The organism is Pseudoalteromonas sp. SiA1 (assembly GCF_018732205.1).
GTDB classification, from domain to species: domain Bacteria; phylum Pseudomonadota; class Gammaproteobacteria; order Enterobacterales; family Alteromonadaceae; genus Pseudoalteromonas; species Pseudoalteromonas tetraodonis.
Window position 1 is genome coordinate 835,628 of sequence record NZ_CP076084.1, and the last position, 14,819, is coordinate 850,446.

Consider the following 14,819-nt stretch of genomic DNA (forward strand, 5'->3'; position numbering starts at 1 on the left):
TAAAGGCACTCTGTACTCAAGTTTGGGATAGGCAATAGCGAGAGTCAAATGTTGATTAGCTTTTTATAATAACAGGGTGTGCTTGGTAGTGAGTAAATCGCGCTTTTTCAAATCTCTTAGCAATGTTATGATCTTGCTGATTTTTATCAAGTAGAGCTATTGTGATTACGTTTCCTCTTTCTTTATCTGCTGATTGGCAGAGTACTTCTCAAGTCTGTGGCTTATCTAGCGCTGAGCAAGAGTGGCTATTTGAACCGCGTTCTTTAACGGCTAAATTAAAAAGCCAGTCGCAGCGTTTTGCAGTAAAGGTGCTGAGCGAGCAAAAAGTTAACCTCTCGCAACCTCAGCAAGCTTTATTAAGTAATGAGGTGAACACCGTACTTAACCGTGAGGTTTTATTGTTGTGTGATGACAAACCGGTTGTATATGCTCAAAGCTGGTTGCCAATATCAAACAACAATACAAATAATCAGCTGCATAATATGGGTGAACGTCCGTTGGGTGATGTCATATTTCAAGACCCTGCGTTAAAGCGCGCTGATATTGAAATTGCTCGCTTTGATGATAACCACTCATTGCAATCACTGGTGAGCGAACTTAATTTACCCATACACATATTATTAGGGCGACGAAGCGTGTTCTCTTTGCATGACTACAAATTTTTAGTTTGTGAAGTTTTTTTACCAGGAGCCTATTTATACTCATGAAACTAGCCCCTTTATCGGTAAACCATGTACCGTATTACGTTCAGTTAATGCGAATAGATAAGCCCATAGGCACCTTATTATTACTTTGGCCAACTTATTGGGCGCTTTGGATAGCAAATGAAGGGATACCAAGCCTAACAAACTTCATTGTGTTTACCCTTGGGGTAATAGTTATGCGTAGCGCAGGATGCGTTATCAATGATTTTGCTGACAGAAAAATAGATGGCTCAGTAAAACGAACCTGTCAGCGCCCTTTAGCAACTGGGGCTGTGAGTAGTGGGGAAGCAGTTAGTTTGTTTTTGCTGCTGGTTAGTATCGCTTTTATTTTAGTAATAATGCTAAATACCAATACTATCTTGTTATCGTTTGGGGCGCTTGGGCTCGCGTTTTGTTATCCCTTTATGAAACGTTACACACAACTTCCACAGGTTGTATTAGGGGCTGCTTTTGGTTGGGCAATTCCTATGGCATTTATGGCATCAATAAACTCATTGCCTGTGCAAGCTTGGCTATTATTTGTCGCTAATATTTGCTGGACGGTGGCTTATGACACTATGTATGCCATGGTTGATAGAGATGATGATTTAAAAATAGGAGTAAAATCAACCGCTATTTTATTCGCCAGTTATGATCGCCACATTATAGCGCTACTTAACTTTAGCTTTTTTGCGCTGATGGTTTTAATTGGATTGATGAATCAAATAGGATTTAGTTTTTGGTTGGGATTATTTGTTGCAGCAATTTTACTGGTGTATCAACAGCGTTTGATTCATTTACGCCAGCGAGATAATTGTTTTAAAGCATTTTTAAATAATCATTACGTAGGACTGGCTATTTTTATTGGCTTATTATTTTCTTACCCCGTTTTTTCTTAACGGGGTGGGTCGATAATACCACTAATTGACGCATTTTTTCTGAACCAACCAGCAATCGAATAGCGGTTATCAAAAGCCGGAAGTACTTCATGCACAAAGCGTTCGCTTTCAAATAATACCAAAGTGCCTGCAGTGGGTTTTATAACCACTTCTATATCTTTACTTTTTGGCTTGTAAATAACCAGCTCCCCGCCTTTCTTAGGAGAGTTTAAATACAATACGGTGGTAAAAACTCGATTTGAACGACCTTTGAACGCATCTACATGTTTTTTGTAAAAATCACCCTGCGTATACTTTGCATAGTGACATTCATAATCAAACAAGCCCATGAAAAAGTTACGATTAAGGGTAGTGCGAACAGCTTCCATTATTTGTTGATAGCTAAACTGTGCATTTGAGCTGCCATCAAACCAGTAGGTTTTATCTTTACGAACGGAATCATCAATTTGTAAATTGTTTAATCGTCCAATACCGGCAAGGCTAAAGTGAGGATTTATTCTATAGCAATCAGCCATCAACTCGGATATTAAGTCACTATCAATGGCGTTTTCAATAATGGCATAGCCATGCGTTTCAATGTGCTCTAGGTAAATTTCAGCAGCTGTAAAGTTATTCATTAACGCTAGTCATAATATAAGGGAGCGTTAGTGTAGTGAAAAAAAACTTTAATGCCACTAATTTATAGTTGTTATAAAACGCATGGAGTCATTTTTTATGCTCTTGAAACTTTCTTAATTAGCGAGAGTAGGTGGTCAACATGCTCACCTGCCTCTATCTGCTGGCTTGTTTGCACCACAAGTTGTTCATGGCTAATATCGTTATTCGTTTTAAGCTGGATTAAGTTATGGTTTTCTGCCACAGAGCTGGTGTGTTCAATACCTGCAATAGCAAAATGATCTGACTTTTCAAGTCCAGCCATTACCTGCTCAATACTACCTACTTTAATAGTTGAAACTTTATTTAACGAGTCTATTACTTCATTAAGCATTGATTGCACTTGTTTTGACTGCGAAAAACAACTGAACATTGGATAGCTTTCGAGCTCTTTTTTACTAATATCGCTTTTATTTGCTAAAGGGTGTTGTTTTGAACAAAATAAAATAAGTTGATCAGGTAATTGTATATCGCTACCAATGCTATTGACTATTTGCGAGCATACACTAATGTCAATTTCCCCTTGAAGCAGTTTTCTATGAAGCTCAGTTTTATTTTGCAGCTGCATTTCAATTTTAATATGCGGGTACTGACTCAAAAATTCGCCGCAGGTGATTGGTACTATGCTGCTGGTTGTTGTGGTGTAGCCAATCACTAATTTTTTTTCTTCTGTGCCATTAATTGATTGAAAAGCGCGATGCTTTATTTGTTCTAGCTCATTGAGCGTATTTTTAGCAAAGTCGAGGAAAAGTTCGCCTGCTTGAGTTAACTTAACCGAGCGAGTAGAGCGGGTAACTAGTTCGTAGCCAAGCTCCGTTTCAAGAGTTTGAATGCTACGGGTTAATGCAGATGTGCTAATTTGGGTTTGTTCAGCAGCTTGCCTAAAATGACGAAGTAGGCCAAGTGCTACAAACTGTTCTAATTGTTCAAATCTCACTATATAGTCCTTTTTTATAGGTAAGCTAGGGGAATTACAGATTTAATACTGACTTTATATCCCTACAGATCAGTTGAAATAAGGTTTTTAACCACTTATTAAGATTAACTTTCTTTTAATCGTATTTAAAGAGAATAGTTGCAAAATGTTGTTATACCTTTGGGTAATGTTAAGTAACTGTTGGGTTTTATCATTAGCCTAATTTGTGCAATTTTATAACAACATTACTAAAGTCTCGTTTGGTTAATTGCTGTTTTTACTTTTGGGATTAGGCTCAATAAAGTTTTTACTAACTCGGTTACTTAAAGGCTTATTTTCAATGTTTTGTAATTCAATTTCTATGGCATCACAAGAAATATGAATTTCAAATAATGAAGTAAGCAAAGATAAGCTCAAGCAGCTTAAACTAACACCAAATAAAATAATGCCCGTGGTATTAAATTCTATAAATAATGCAAACATAGATAACGTACATAATAAAAAAGAGGCCACTCCGTATACTTGCATGGTCCTTATTAGTTTTATTCGCTTTCTAAGATTAGTTATTTGCGCCACTACAACAGGACGAATAGACTCACCTTCACGGGCATTCAATTCTCGTATTAGTTGCGCAAGCACTAAAAATCGGTTTGTATAGGCAAGTAATAACAATGAGATGGCTGGAAAAAGTAAACCTGGGGTAGTTAGCGTCATAATGTGTCCTTAAATCATATTATTTGCTTTAGGTTACGCGGGCTTATTGTACACATAAAGTAAATGAGGTGGATATTGCAAAATACTAATAATAGCCAATCAAATGTAACATCATTTGATTGGGTGACGCTTTATAATGCAGAAAATAGTTTAGAGGCCAATATAATAAAAGGACTGATTCTTAATGCGGGAATTGAGTGCCAAATAAAAGGTGAAATACTGCAAGGCGCAATGGGCGAGATCCCATTTGAACAAACACAAGTAAGTGTGCAGGTTTATGCGATAAAAGAGCGCCATGCACGTGAAATATTGGTAAACTATCAGCAAGTAAAACAATCCGCTCCAGATTGGGTGTGCCCTAATTGTAATGAGCATAATGGATCAACATTTGATTTTTGTTGGTCATGTGGGACCTTAAAGAATGACAAAAGCGAATAATTTTCAGCGTATTAGAGAGTTAAATTATTTACAAAAAGCGGTATTGGCCAGTGCGTTAATAGAGCGTATGTTGCCTAATTATGGACTATTTAGTGAGGCTACCGGCTTTGGCGATGAGGTTATTTTACGCAATGCTTTAAATGTATGTTGGGAAAAAATACTCCTTCCTAAGAGTAAAATTGATTTAGAAAAGCAAGTTGAAAAAATAGAACCTAATGTTCCTGAACTTGCCGATTTTGATATGTTTGGTACCTATCCTGCAATCGATGCTGCCACCTCATTACTGAGTTTAATGCATGGCCTTTTAGCACAAGATGAGCAAGAGTTTGTTAATGTGAGTAAAATATCACAGGCCACCGTAGCTCGCTTTATTGAGTACCAAATGACGGTTGAAGGTGATGTTGCCGATAACAAAGCGGTGCGTGAACACCCACTGATGCAATACGAAATAGAGGTATTAGGTGAACTAATTGATTTTGTAGAAGCAATGGGGCGTATCACTGCTGAAAATGTGAAAGCATTGAAAAAGCATGTCCTTGCTGATGGCCAAACTAACATTGGTTTAGCACTGTAAGTTATTTGTTTTAAACACCTTGTTAGGTGGCAGGAGAATTAACAATGCGAATTTTAGGCATTGAATCATCATGCGATGAAACTGGTATTGCTATTTATGATGACGAAAAAGGGCTGCTAGCCCATCAATTATATAGCCAAGTAAAAGTACATGCAGACTATGGTGGTGTAGTACCTGAACTTGCCTCGCGCGATCACGTACGTAAAACATTGCCGCTTATTGATGCGGCATTTGCGCAAGCGGGTTGTGGGCCTGAAGATTTAGATGGTATTGCTTATACGGCAGGGCCAGGTTTAGTAGGGGCTTTGTTAGTAGGTACCTCAATTGGTCGCTCTTTAGCATATGGCTGGGATATCCCAGCGGTTGCAGTGCACCATATGGAAGGGCATTTATTAGCGCCAATGCTTGAGGAAAACGTCCCCGAGTTCCCATTTATTGCCTTATTGGTTTCTGGCGGTCATACCATGATGGTAAAAGTTGCTGGTATTGGTCAATACGAAGTATTGGGTGAGTCGGTAGATGATGCTGCTGGTGAAGCATTTGATAAAACAGCCAAGTTACTTGGGCTTGATTATCCAGGTGGCCCTCGTTTGGCTAAAATGGCTGAACAAGGTGTTGCTAAGCGATTTGTTTTTCCGCGTCCAATGACAGACAAACCTGGCTTAGATTTTAGCTTTAGTGGTCTAAAAACCGCCGCTTCAATTGCTATTCGTGAAAACGACAGTGATGAGCAAACAAAAGCAGATATTGCTCATGCATTTCAAACGGCCGTTATTGATACTTTAGTAATTAAGTGTAAGCGCGCATTAAAACAAACCGGTATTAAGCGCTTAGTAATAGCCGGTGGCGTAAGTGCTAATACGCAATTACGTTTGCAATTAGAGCGTGTGATGCAAGGTATGAAGGGCGAAGTGTTTTACCCTCGTACTGAGTTTTGTACTGACAATGGTGCAATGATAGCGTATGCCGGTATGCAGCGTTTAAAAGCGGGGCAGTTTGCTACGCTTGATATGAAAACTAAACCGCGCTGGCCAATCGATAGCTTAGAAGCAATATAGTTAACCAGAATTCAGGTTAGTTATTACTTCTTATCATCTGTAGGGGCTTGTTTAGTCCCTACTTTTGGTTCTTCCCCTTTAAATAAACGCACAATATTAGTGCGATGCCTAATAATGATCAGTAGCGTAATAAAGGTCACCGGTAAGGTGTATAACGGTTTTATCCACCATGTGTATAAAGGGGCTAGCGTAACGGCCACTAACGCGGCAAGGGATGAGTAACGAGTAATCGCGACAATCAGCAACCAAGTACCAATCAATAACCCTCCTAAAGAAAGCCCTATCGGTAGTAACGAGCCAAATGCAGTTGCAACCGCCTTACCGCCCTTAAAACTAAAAAATAACGGGTACATATGCCCTAGGCATGCAGCAACGGCGATTAAACCAAGCTCTAATGGCTCGAGTTTTAAAAAATAAGCGCCCCAAACAGGGATTGTGCCCTTTAAAATATCGAAGACTAAAACTAAGCATGCAGGAAGTGACCCGCCTAAGCGGTAAACATTGGTTGCACCTGGATTATTGGAGCCATGCGTGCGTGGATCGGGGAGTTTGAATAGCCGCGACACTAAAATGGCCGATGAAATCGAGCCGAGCAAATAGGCTAATACAAACATTAAAATGACTAACACGCGCTTCCTTATTTTTTAATCATTACTTTTAAGCTATTATTGGCGTCAAAATTTACGGGCTTCTTAAATTACTCGCAATTTTGTAACTATTCTATTGTAGAAGTAATTTTAGTATATTTAAACACTGATTAAAGTATATACAGTATTAATTTGATTGATACAATATGTAATTAACTCAGTGACTTGTTACAGTCATTTGGAGTATCAATGGACAAGGTATTTATATCACAATTGCATGTCGAAACGATTATCGGGGTGTATGATTTTGAAAAGAAAAGTAAACAAAGCCTGTACTTTGATATTGAAATGTTAAGCGACATCAAGCCCGCAGCGCAAAACGACGATATTAACTTGGCACTGGATTACGCTAAGGTAAGTGAGCGTGTTATCGAACACAGTACGGCTAAACCGGTAGAGCTTTTAGAAACACTGGTGGAGCAATTAGCGCAAATCATTTTAACCGAATTTAATACCCCACAAGTGACAATAAAAGTAAGTAAGCCCGCTGCAGTTGCACAAGCGCAAACCGTCGGTGTAGAAATAACGCGTAACAAGGCTCTTGCTTAAATGGCGCAAATATTTATTAGCTTAGGGTCGAATATTAATAAAGCAGAGCATATCAGGCGTGCTTTAGTGGCGTTAAATAAACATTTTAAAAATACACAACATTCTTCGGTGTTTGAAAGTGAAGCGGTGGGTTTTGCCGGTAATAACTTTTATAACTCAGTGCTTGCCGCCACCACTAACATGGCGCTGGTTGATGTGTGCGCGTTATTAAAACAAATTGAACGCGACAATGGCCGCCAAGCAAATGATAAAAAATTTAGCCCACGTACTTTGGATCTCGACTTACTCTTTTATGATGATGTGATTTGCGAGAGCCCAGCACAATTACCGCGTGACGAAATTACTAAAAACGCCTTTGTTTTACAGCCTTTAGCTGAGGTGGCCCCTGATTTTTATCATCCGGTAGCAAAACAAACGATTGCCCAAATATGGAATGCATATAACAACCCTCAACAAAAACTATGGAAGGTGGAGTTTTCTAACCCATGAGTATTATAGAAATAATTGTTTTAGCCCTAATTCAGGGATTTACTGAATTTTTACCTATATCGAGTTCTGCACACTTAATTTTACCGTCGCAAATTTTAGGCTGGGAGGATCAAGGGTTAGCGTTCGATGTTGCCGTTCATGTAGGAACGTTAATTGCTGTTGTTATTTATTTTCGTAAAGAAGTGGCCGATATACTCGGTGCTTGGTTTAAATCGTTTGGCGTGCAGGGCACAACTGATGATAGCAAACTAGGTTGGTGGATCATTTTAGGTACTGTGCCAGCAGCTATTTTAGGCTTGTTATTAAAAGATTTTGTTGAACTGTACTTACGCAGTGCATGGGTGATTGCGACCACAACAATCGTATTTGGTCTATTGCTTTGGTACGCCGATGCTAAAGGTAAGCAAATAAAAACAATTTATCAGCTTAACTGGAAAACCGCACTCATCATTGGCTTTGCGCAAGCCGTTGCGATGATCCCTGGAACTTCTCGCTCAGGTATTACCATGACCGCGGGTTTAATGCTGGGTATGAATAAGCAAAGTGCAGCCCGTTTTTCGTTTTTGCTGGCTATTCCGATTATTTCAATGATGGGCCTTTATTACACAGCAGAGCTAGCCCTTGGCGATCATATCGTAGATTGGACGGCATTATTGTTAGGTGTAGTGCTGTCGTTTTTATCAGCTTATGCTTGTATTTTTATGTTTTTAAAAGTGATTGAGCGAATGGGAATGCTACCATTTGTTATTTATCGTTTATTATTAGGTGTCGGTTTAATATTCTTTTTAATGCTATAAGCTATTAATCTTCAGGAAAGCCTCCCACTTTGGGAGGCTTTTTTATTTGCGCCAAGGGTTAATGGTAACTTAAGCTAAATTTTGGCATTATAACGCCATTAAATTTTGCCCTAGAGCAAACTCCGCGCAGGATGAAAGGATAGTAAATGCATATACATATTTTGGGTATTTGTGGCACATTTATGGGTGGTATTGCCGCTATAGCTAAATCATTGGGTCACCACGTTACTGGGTCAGATCAAAACGTTTACCCACCAATGAGTACTCAGCTACAAGAACTGGGTATTGAACTAACACAGGGCTATGACGTATCTCAACTAGAGCCAGCTCCAGATATCGTTGTTATTGGTAATGCTATGAGCCGTGGTAACCCGTGTGTTGAATATGTACTCGATAAGAGCCTGCCTTATACTTCAGGACCTGAGTGGCTAAAACATAACTTATTACAAGATTCATGGGTGCTGGCTGTGGCAGGAACTCATGGTAAAACAACCACCGCCAGTATGTTGGCGTGGATACTTGAATATGCGGGTTTAAAGCCTGGCTTTTTAATTGGCGGAATTGTACAAAATTTTGGTCTTTCTGCGCGAGTTGGGCAAACGCCATTTTTTGTTATAGAAGCCGATGAGTACGACACGGCCTTTTTTGATAAACGCAGTAAATTTGTTCATTATTTACCTCGAACACTTATTTTAAATAATCTTGAATTTGATCATGCTGATATTTTTGAAGATTTAAACGCAATTAAAAAACAATTTCACCATTTGATTCGTACACTACCGCAAAGCGGCAAAGTATTGTGGCCAAAAGATGATGAGGCTCTGAGCGATGTTATAGCAAAAGGGCTGTGGAGCGAGAGCGAAACATTAGGCAATGATTGGGATTATCAGCTACTTAAAGCGGATGGTTCTCAATTTAATGTGTTATTAAACACGCAGCTGCAAGGTGTAGTTAACTGGCAGGCAATTGGTGAGCATAACGTTAAAAATGCCATGATGGCCATTGCAGCAGCGCGCCATGTAGGAATTGCTATTGAGCACAGTATTGCGGCTTTAGGCGAATTTATCAGCCCAAAAAGGCGTATGGAGCTTAAAGCGGATATAAATAACATTAAAGTGTATGATGATTTTGCCCATCATCCTACCGCGATACAAACAACGCTTGCGGGGCTGCGCGCCAAAGTGGGCAATGACAAAATTATTGCGATTTTAGAGCCGCGTTCTAACACCATGAAAATGGGAGTTCATCAATTTACATTGCTAGATTCATTACGCGATGCGGATGAGGTGCTACTGTTTGAACCAGAAAACTTAAGCTGGTCGCTCAAGGAGCAAGCAGAAAAAGCCGGTATGCAGTGTTTTGATTCTACAATCGCCATTATCGAAACAGTGCTTGAAAGTATTGAGCCAAATCAACATGTTTTAATTATGAGTAATGGTGGTTTTAATGGCCTTCATCAACAACTTGTTGATGGCTTGGCCAATAAATACAGCGGAGAATAATGTGCAATTTAAAGATAAAATCACCTTAGCATTTAGTGGTGCATCAGGCGCGCCTTACGGACTAAGGTTATTAGAGGTGTTGCTTGAGCAGCAGTTTCAAGTGTATGTGCTTATTTCAAGTGCCGCGCGGGTAGTCTTTGATACCGAATCAAATGTTAAACTATCAGCAAATGAAGACAAGGCCACAGAGCAATTAAGCCTGTTATATAACGCAAAACCTGGGCAGTTAAAGGTATTTGGTAAAGATAATTGGTTTAGTCCGGTAGCTTCGGGCTCTGCAGCGCCGAAAAAAATGGTAGTATGTCCATGTAGCGCAGGCTCTGTGTCTGCCATTGCAGTCGGCGCATCAGATAATTTATTAGAGCGCGCCGCCGATGTGGTAATAAAGGAGCGAGGCCAGCTTATTTTAGTGCCACGCGAAACGCCATTTAGCGAAATTCATTTAGAAAACATGCTTAAATTATCGCGTTTAGGTGTAACAATTATGCCTGCAGCACCTGGGTTTTATCATCAACCGCAAAGCATAGAAGACTTGGTTGACTTTATGGTGGCGCGAATTTTAGATCATTTAAATATTGAACATAATCTCACAAAGCGTTGGGGTTATGGTGAGGGTAAGAAATGAATAAGCAAAATATTGCTTTAAATATTGAAGGCCTTACCAAGGTTTACAAAAATGGGGTAGAGGCAGTAAAAGGGGTTGATTTACAAGTTCACGAAGGTGACTTTTTTGCATTACTTGGCCCGAATGGGGCGGGTAAATCAACCACTATTGGGGTAATTTCTTCACTGGTTAATAAGACCAAAGGCAAAGTTGAAGTATTTGGTCACGATATTGATACCGACCTTGAGGCGGCTAAAGCGAATTTAGGCCTAGTACCACAAGAGTTTAACTTTAGTCAGTTTGAAACGCTGAGCCAAATACTCGTTAATCAAGCAGGTTACTACGGTGTACCGCGCGGCGAAGCACATAAACGTGCAGATAAATACTTAGCGCAGCTTGGATTAATCGAGAAAAAAGATAAGCAAGCGCGTACCTTATCTGGTGGTATGAAACGCCGTTTAATGATTGCACGTGCCTTAATGCATGAGCCCAAATTACTTATTTTAGATGAGCCGACAGCGGGGGTTGATATAGAGCTTCGCCGTTCAATGTGGGACTTTTTAAGGCAAATTAACGAACAAGGTGTGACCATTATTTTAACAACCCACTACCTTGAAGAAGCTGAACTGCTTTGTAAAAACATCGCCATTATTGATACCGGGCGAATTGTTGAAAACACCACGATTAAAGCCCTGCTTGCTAAATTAGACAAAGAAACCTTTGTATTGGATTTAAAACAACCGTCTAAACCCGTAACGCTAGATGGATACAAATTTACTATGGGGGATGACCACACCATTGAAGTTGAAGTGGCTAAATCTCAAGGATTAAACGCGGTGTTTACAGCATTGACTGAACAAGGTAATACCGTGCTGAGCATGCGAAACAAAGCGAATCGATTAGAAGAATTATTTGTAGGTTTATTAGAGCAAGGGCGGGGCGAATAAATGTTTAAATATGGCGTAGCCTTAAAAAGTATTTGGATTAAAGAGTGCATTCGCTTTTTGCGTATTTGGGTGCAAACCTTAGTACCGCCAGCGATCACGATGAGTTTATATTTTGTTATTTTTGGTAACCTAATTGGCTCGCGTATTGGTGACATGGGCGGTTTTAGCTATATGGAGTTTATTGTCCCTGGCCTTATTATGATGTCAGTTATAACTAACTCTTATTCAAATGTTGCTTCTAGCTTTTACTCAACTAAGTTTCAAAAAAGTATTGAAGAGTTATTAGTTGCACCTGTGCCTAATTACATCATTGTACTGGGTTATATGGGCGGAGGTATGACCCGTGGCATTATGGTTGGTTTTATCGTAACGTGCGTTTCTTTATTTTTTGTAGATATACAAATACATAATATTTTTGTGATTATAGCCACTGTTATTCTCACCTCGGCGGTGTTTGCCTTGGGTGGATTAATTAACGCTATTTATGCAAACAGCTTTGATGACATAAGTATTATTCCGACCTTTATTTTAACGCCGTTGACCTATTTAGGCGGGGTGTTTTATTCAATCACTTTACTGCCTGATTTTTGGCAAATGGTGTCGCAAATAAACCCAATTATTTATATGGTTAACGCATTTAGATATGGGTTTTTAGGTGTTTCGGATGTAGATTTATCGGTCGCAATCGGTGTGTTGTTGGTGTTTATCAGCGTCCTATTTACTTTAGCACTGACGCTAATTAAAAAAGGTGTGGGGCTAAGACACTAATGAGCGATGCAAATTCACGTAGTATTGTATCTAATCAAGCGGGACTTCATGAAAAGCTTGATGAAATAGTTAATAAACACTTACAGGCTGAGTTTAAAAAGCCAATTGCAACGCATACGCAAACCGCATTTGATGAAGTTAATGCTAAAGTGCAAGCCTTTAATGGGCCGCTTATTTTAGACTCCTGTTGTGGGGTCGGAGAGAGCACCGCTAATTTAGCAAAACGTCATCCTGAAGCGTTAGTCATAGGTATTGATAAGTCATCTCATCGACTTGATAAGCATGATGTTGAATATAAACAAAGTGAAAGTGGTCAATACATTTTAGTGCAAGCTGACTTAAATGACTTTTGGCGTTTAGCGGTGGCTGCTAATTGGCAGCCTACGCATCACTATTTGCTTTACCCTAACCCTTGGCCTAAGTCTAAACACATACAAAGGCGCTGGCATGGGGCGGCTATATTCCCGTTTATTGTAAAGTTAGGCGGTTTACTTGAGGTGCGCAGTAATTGGGATATTTATGTTAAAGAGTTTGCCAGAGCGCTTGAATTAGCTGGGCATCCATGTGAAACCGAATTGTTTGAGTCAGACGAAGCAATTACCCCTTTTGAACGTAAGTACTGGGCCAGTGGCCAGCAAAGCCACCGGCTTGTTATAAATCTTAAATAGCTAATTGTTGCTTAAAGTGAGTCACGTGTGGCGTTGGTTTACCAAGGTAACTACCTTGCATCAGCGTCACATTTAGTTTATTGAGTAGCTCGGCAACCGTGTTATTTTCTACCGCCTCAACAACCAATTCAAGTTCAAGCTGCTGGGCTATATCAGCAATATAGGCGATAAATAGCGACGTATTTTCATCATTTACCAGTTGCTTGGTGATCGCACCATCGAGTTTAATGCCATCTACCTCAATCTTTAACGTATTGAGCGTATTAATAAACTCATTACCCCAACAATGCATCACTATTTTTGCCCCTTTACTTTTCACCATCGCAATAAATGATTTTATTTCATAGTAGTGTGTAATGACCTGCGACTCTAATATTGAAATAGTAATGTTTTCAGGGTTGGGGTAGCGATGAAGCTCATACGCTATGTGATCATAAATAGTGGGATCTGCGATATTTTCAGCGCATACAGTTAACCCCCAGCTGATTGCTGATTTGCGAAAGCGCGAAATGCATTGAGTAAATAAGGTACGTGTTAACATCCCATCCATACGCAGCCTATTTACTGCATTAGAAAAGGTATCAGGGGTTAAAATCTCCCCATGTGAGGTCACTATTCTTGGTGAGCAGTCATACCTAATAATGGCATTGGTATTGGTATCTATAACAGGTTGAAAATAAGGAACAACGCGATGGGCATCAAACGCTTCACGAATTTCCTTTGCTATTTCTACATTGTATAAATACAGAGATTTAGCGTCGTTAATCGCTTCTGAGTAGTTTACTATGGGTTGAACACCTTGCCTTGATTGCAGCAACGCAATGTGGGCATTCTTAAGCAGTAATGACTTATTCCCTCTTGCGACTCCAGCGTTGAGTGTAATATAAATAAATGGGTCTGTAATAAAAGGTGTATTTTTATTATGGGATTGAATAATGCTGTAAAGCTCATCAAAAGGTGTTTCTTTACTGGTTAAAATGGCCAGCTTGTTGGTCGCAATACGATAAATACGTGATTGCAGACGGTTTTGCTGCTTAAAGTAACTAAGTAGTTTTTTCATCACTTCATCGGCTGTTTTTGTGCCAAAAAAGCGACTGATACTATCAATTTCGTTAACCAAAATAATCGCGATTTGTAGATGATGCTCATTACTTTTTTTTAGCTGCTTTTCCAAGGCAATATGATTTTCAAACCCCGTAGCATGATCCCTCATTAGTGAGCGGCGTACCCCAAAACAATAAAGAATATAAACCAATAACAATATGAACAGTACGCAACTAAAATGAAGCAGGGCTTGATTCAAACGTGTTATTAAAGCCGTATTGATTTTATCGACGCTAATATCAGCTGCAGTTAAATAGGTTCTGCCATTTTTTGCTATATGAGGAATATACACCGTTTTAGAATGACCACGATGCGCCGTTGACACTTCAAAAATAGGGACCGTTGATAAAAATGCCGCCATATTAATTGGCGTCGCTTCTGGGTAAAGATCTAAATACTGGGTAACTTTACCGTTATTTTGATCATCTTGGGTGTAACTGGAGGCAGTAAAATAAATATTTTCATCAATTAATATCATTGAGTATAAATAATCTATATTTAAATCATTGGCTAAAGCAGAAAGCTGTTCGGCCTTATTTTGATAGCTTGCAAAGCTAATTTCTTGCGACGTTTTGTCGTGGTAATTACTACCTAAAATATACTTTACGCTGGTGGCGGCATTTATTAAGCGATTGTCAATGCTGCGCATTACATCACTTTGAATGGCAGAGTAAGTGTAGTAACCATAAATGATTAAGCTGACCAAAAAAAAGACGGTCCCAAGCGCCAACCGTGTTAATTTTAGATTTCCTTTGAGCATGTATTATCCTTATTTTTGTTGATTTTATTATACTTAAAAATTATAAAT

Annotated in this window: 18 protein-coding genes; 13 read left to right on the plus strand and 5 right to left on the minus strand. The window is 39.3% G+C overall.

Annotated elements, in window-relative coordinates:
* The first annotated feature begins 161 nt into the window (after positions 1 to 161).
* On the plus strand, positions 162 to 707 hold the full coding sequence (locus KK487_RS03835) for a chorismate--pyruvate lyase family protein (protein ID WP_033104020.1): 546 nt from the start codon (positions 162 to 164) through the stop codon (positions 705 to 707).
* Positions 704 to 1,582: a 4-hydroxybenzoate octaprenyltransferase gene (ubiA, locus tag KK487_RS03840; protein WP_036956746.1), complete on the plus strand. Its 879-nt coding sequence runs from the start codon at positions 704 to 706 to the stop codon at positions 1,580 to 1,582. The genes KK487_RS03835 and ubiA overlap by 4 nt, the downstream gene beginning before the upstream one ends.
* On the opposite strand, the gene KK487_RS03845 is transcribed toward ubiA, so the two are convergent.
* The 3 genes from KK487_RS03845 to KK487_RS03855 form a co-directional block, all read right to left on the minus strand.
* Positions 1,579 to 2,199: a 2OG-Fe(II) oxygenase gene (locus KK487_RS03845; RefSeq protein WP_036956747.1), complete on the minus strand. Its 621-nt coding sequence runs from the start codon at positions 2,197 to 2,199 to the stop codon at positions 1,579 to 1,581. The two genes, ubiA and KK487_RS03845, sit on opposite strands and share 4 nt — an antisense overlap.
* A 95-nt stretch (positions 2,200 to 2,294) precedes the next feature.
* Complete coding sequence (locus KK487_RS03850) at positions 2,295 to 3,173, minus strand: LysR family transcriptional regulator (protein WP_008468191.1); 879 nt, start codon at positions 3,171 to 3,173, stop codon at positions 2,295 to 2,297.
* A gap of 243 nt (positions 3,174 to 3,416) precedes the next feature.
* Positions 3,417 to 3,866 carry a DUF2721 domain-containing protein gene (locus KK487_RS03855; protein ID WP_008466063.1) on the minus strand — a complete coding sequence of 150 codons (450 nt, stop codon included), beginning with the start codon at positions 3,864 to 3,866 and terminating at the stop codon, positions 3,417 to 3,419.
* Positions 3,867 to 3,941: 75 nt separating this feature from the next.
* Here KK487_RS03855 and KK487_RS03860 point away from each other — a divergent pair, with 75 nt between their 5' ends.
* The 3 genes from KK487_RS03860 to tsaD are packed head-to-tail and all read left to right on the plus strand — an operon-like array spanning position 3,942 to position 5,936.
* Positions 3,942 to 4,304, plus strand: coding sequence for a putative signal transducing protein (locus KK487_RS03860; RefSeq protein ID WP_008466062.1), 363 nt, complete (start codon positions 3,942 to 3,944; stop codon positions 4,302 to 4,304).
* Positions 4,288 to 4,878: a YjaG family protein gene (locus tag KK487_RS03865; RefSeq protein ID WP_008115608.1), complete on the plus strand. Its 591-nt coding sequence runs from the start codon at positions 4,288 to 4,290 to the stop codon at positions 4,876 to 4,878. The genes KK487_RS03860 and KK487_RS03865 overlap by 17 nt, the downstream gene beginning before the upstream one ends.
* Positions 4,879 to 4,922: 44 nt before the next feature.
* The gene (gene tsaD / locus KK487_RS03870; protein ID WP_008466060.1) at positions 4,923 to 5,936 is read left to right on the plus strand and encodes a tRNA (adenosine(37)-N6)-threonylcarbamoyltransferase complex transferase subunit TsaD; all 1,014 of its coding nucleotides are present in this window, start codon (positions 4,923 to 4,925) and stop codon (positions 5,934 to 5,936) included.
* A 23-nt stretch (positions 5,937 to 5,959) separates the two neighbouring features.
* Here the strand turns inward: tsaD and plsY are convergent, their stop codons facing one another.
* Positions 5,960 to 6,565: a glycerol-3-phosphate 1-O-acyltransferase PlsY gene (gene plsY, locus KK487_RS03875; protein WP_008466051.1), complete on the minus strand. Its 606-nt coding sequence runs from the start codon at positions 6,563 to 6,565 to the stop codon at positions 5,960 to 5,962.
* 207 nt (positions 6,566 to 6,772) lie between these two features.
* Here plsY and folB point away from each other — a divergent pair, with 207 nt between their 5' ends.
* The 8 genes from folB to trmB all read left to right on the plus strand — a co-directional run bounded on the left by folB (position 6,773) and on the right by trmB (position 12,907).
* The gene (gene folB, locus KK487_RS03880; RefSeq protein ID WP_013464292.1) at positions 6,773 to 7,132 is read left to right on the plus strand and encodes a dihydroneopterin aldolase; all 360 of its coding nucleotides are present in this window, start codon (positions 6,773 to 6,775) and stop codon (positions 7,130 to 7,132) included.
* Positions 7,133 to 7,621 (plus strand): 2-amino-4-hydroxy-6-hydroxymethyldihydropteridine diphosphokinase, encoded by a 489-nt coding sequence (gene folK / locus KK487_RS03885; protein ID WP_036956749.1) that lies wholly within the window; start codon positions 7,133 to 7,135, stop codon positions 7,619 to 7,621.
* Entirely contained in the window at positions 7,618 to 8,418 is an 801-nt protein-coding gene (locus tag KK487_RS03890) for an undecaprenyl-diphosphate phosphatase (RefSeq protein WP_010391016.1), read from the plus strand. The genes folK and KK487_RS03890 overlap by 4 nt, the downstream gene beginning before the upstream one ends.
* 146 nt (positions 8,419 to 8,564) lie before the next feature.
* Positions 8,565 to 9,920, plus strand: coding sequence for a UDP-N-acetylmuramate:L-alanyl-gamma-D-glutamyl-meso-diaminopimelate ligase (gene mpl, locus KK487_RS03895; RefSeq protein ID WP_138764166.1), 1,356 nt, complete (start codon positions 8,565 to 8,567; stop codon positions 9,918 to 9,920).
* Between the two features lies 1 nt (position 9,921).
* A complete protein-coding gene (locus KK487_RS03900) occupies positions 9,922 to 10,545 on the plus strand; it encodes a flavin prenyltransferase UbiX (RefSeq protein ID WP_024601858.1) in 624 nt (207 codons plus the stop codon).
* Positions 10,542 to 11,471: an ABC transporter ATP-binding protein gene (locus tag KK487_RS03905; RefSeq protein WP_013464297.1), complete on the plus strand. Its 930-nt coding sequence runs from the start codon at positions 10,542 to 10,544 to the stop codon at positions 11,469 to 11,471. The genes KK487_RS03900 and KK487_RS03905 overlap by 4 nt, the downstream gene beginning before the upstream one ends.
* The gene (locus KK487_RS03910) at positions 11,472 to 12,239 is read left to right on the plus strand and encodes an ABC transporter permease (RefSeq protein WP_138764165.1); all 768 of its coding nucleotides are present in this window, start codon (positions 11,472 to 11,474) and stop codon (positions 12,237 to 12,239) included.
* Positions 12,239 to 12,907, plus strand: a complete 669-nt coding sequence (gene trmB / locus KK487_RS03915) for a tRNA (guanine(46)-N(7))-methyltransferase TrmB (RefSeq protein WP_058154275.1) — start codon at positions 12,239 to 12,241, stop codon at positions 12,905 to 12,907. Before KK487_RS03910 ends, trmB begins: the two co-directional genes overlap by 1 nt.
* On the opposite strand, the gene KK487_RS03920 is transcribed toward trmB, so the two are convergent.
* Entirely contained in the window at positions 12,900 to 14,771 is a 1,872-nt protein-coding gene (locus KK487_RS03920) for a GGDEF domain-containing protein (protein ID WP_138764164.1), read from the minus strand. The genes trmB and KK487_RS03920 overlap by 8 nt on opposite strands.
* Positions 14,772 to 14,819: the final 48 nt, after the last annotated feature.

What these genes read in the sequence shown, in the direction of transcription:
- ubiA (WP_036956746.1), top strand. Translation starts at nt 704, where the DNA reads ATGAAACTAGCCCCTTTATCGGTAAACCATGTACCGTATTACGTTCAG.
- KK487_RS03845 (WP_036956747.1), bottom strand. Translation starts at nt 2,199, where the DNA reads ATGAATAACTTTACAGCTGCTGAAATTTACCTAGAGCACATTGAAACG.
- KK487_RS03855 (WP_008466063.1), bottom strand. Translation starts at nt 3,866, where the DNA reads ATGACGCTAACTACCCCAGGTTTACTTTTTCCAGCCATCTCATTGTTA.
- KK487_RS03865 (WP_008115608.1), top strand. Translation starts at nt 4,288, where the DNA reads ATGACAAAAGCGAATAATTTTCAGCGTATTAGAGAGTTAAATTATTTA.
- tsaD (WP_008466060.1), top strand. Translation starts at nt 4,923, where the DNA reads ATGCGAATTTTAGGCATTGAATCATCATGCGATGAAACTGGTATTGCT.
- folB (WP_013464292.1), top strand. Translation starts at nt 6,773, where the DNA reads ATGGACAAGGTATTTATATCACAATTGCATGTCGAAACGATTATCGGG.
- folK (WP_036956749.1), top strand. Translation starts at nt 7,133, where the DNA reads ATGGCGCAAATATTTATTAGCTTAGGGTCGAATATTAATAAAGCAGAG.
- KK487_RS03890 (WP_010391016.1), top strand. Translation starts at nt 7,618, where the DNA reads ATGAGTATTATAGAAATAATTGTTTTAGCCCTAATTCAGGGATTTACT.
- mpl (WP_138764166.1), top strand. Translation starts at nt 8,565, where the DNA reads ATGCATATACATATTTTGGGTATTTGTGGCACATTTATGGGTGGTATT.
- KK487_RS03905 (WP_013464297.1), top strand. Translation starts at nt 10,542, where the DNA reads ATGAATAAGCAAAATATTGCTTTAAATATTGAAGGCCTTACCAAGGTT.
- KK487_RS03910 (WP_138764165.1), top strand. Translation starts at nt 11,472, where the DNA reads ATGTTTAAATATGGCGTAGCCTTAAAAAGTATTTGGATTAAAGAGTGC.
- trmB (WP_058154275.1), top strand. Translation starts at nt 12,239, where the DNA reads ATGAGCGATGCAAATTCACGTAGTATTGTATCTAATCAAGCGGGACTT.
- KK487_RS03920 (WP_138764164.1), bottom strand. Translation starts at nt 14,771, where the DNA reads ATGCTCAAAGGAAATCTAAAATTAACACGGTTGGCGCTTGGGACCGTC.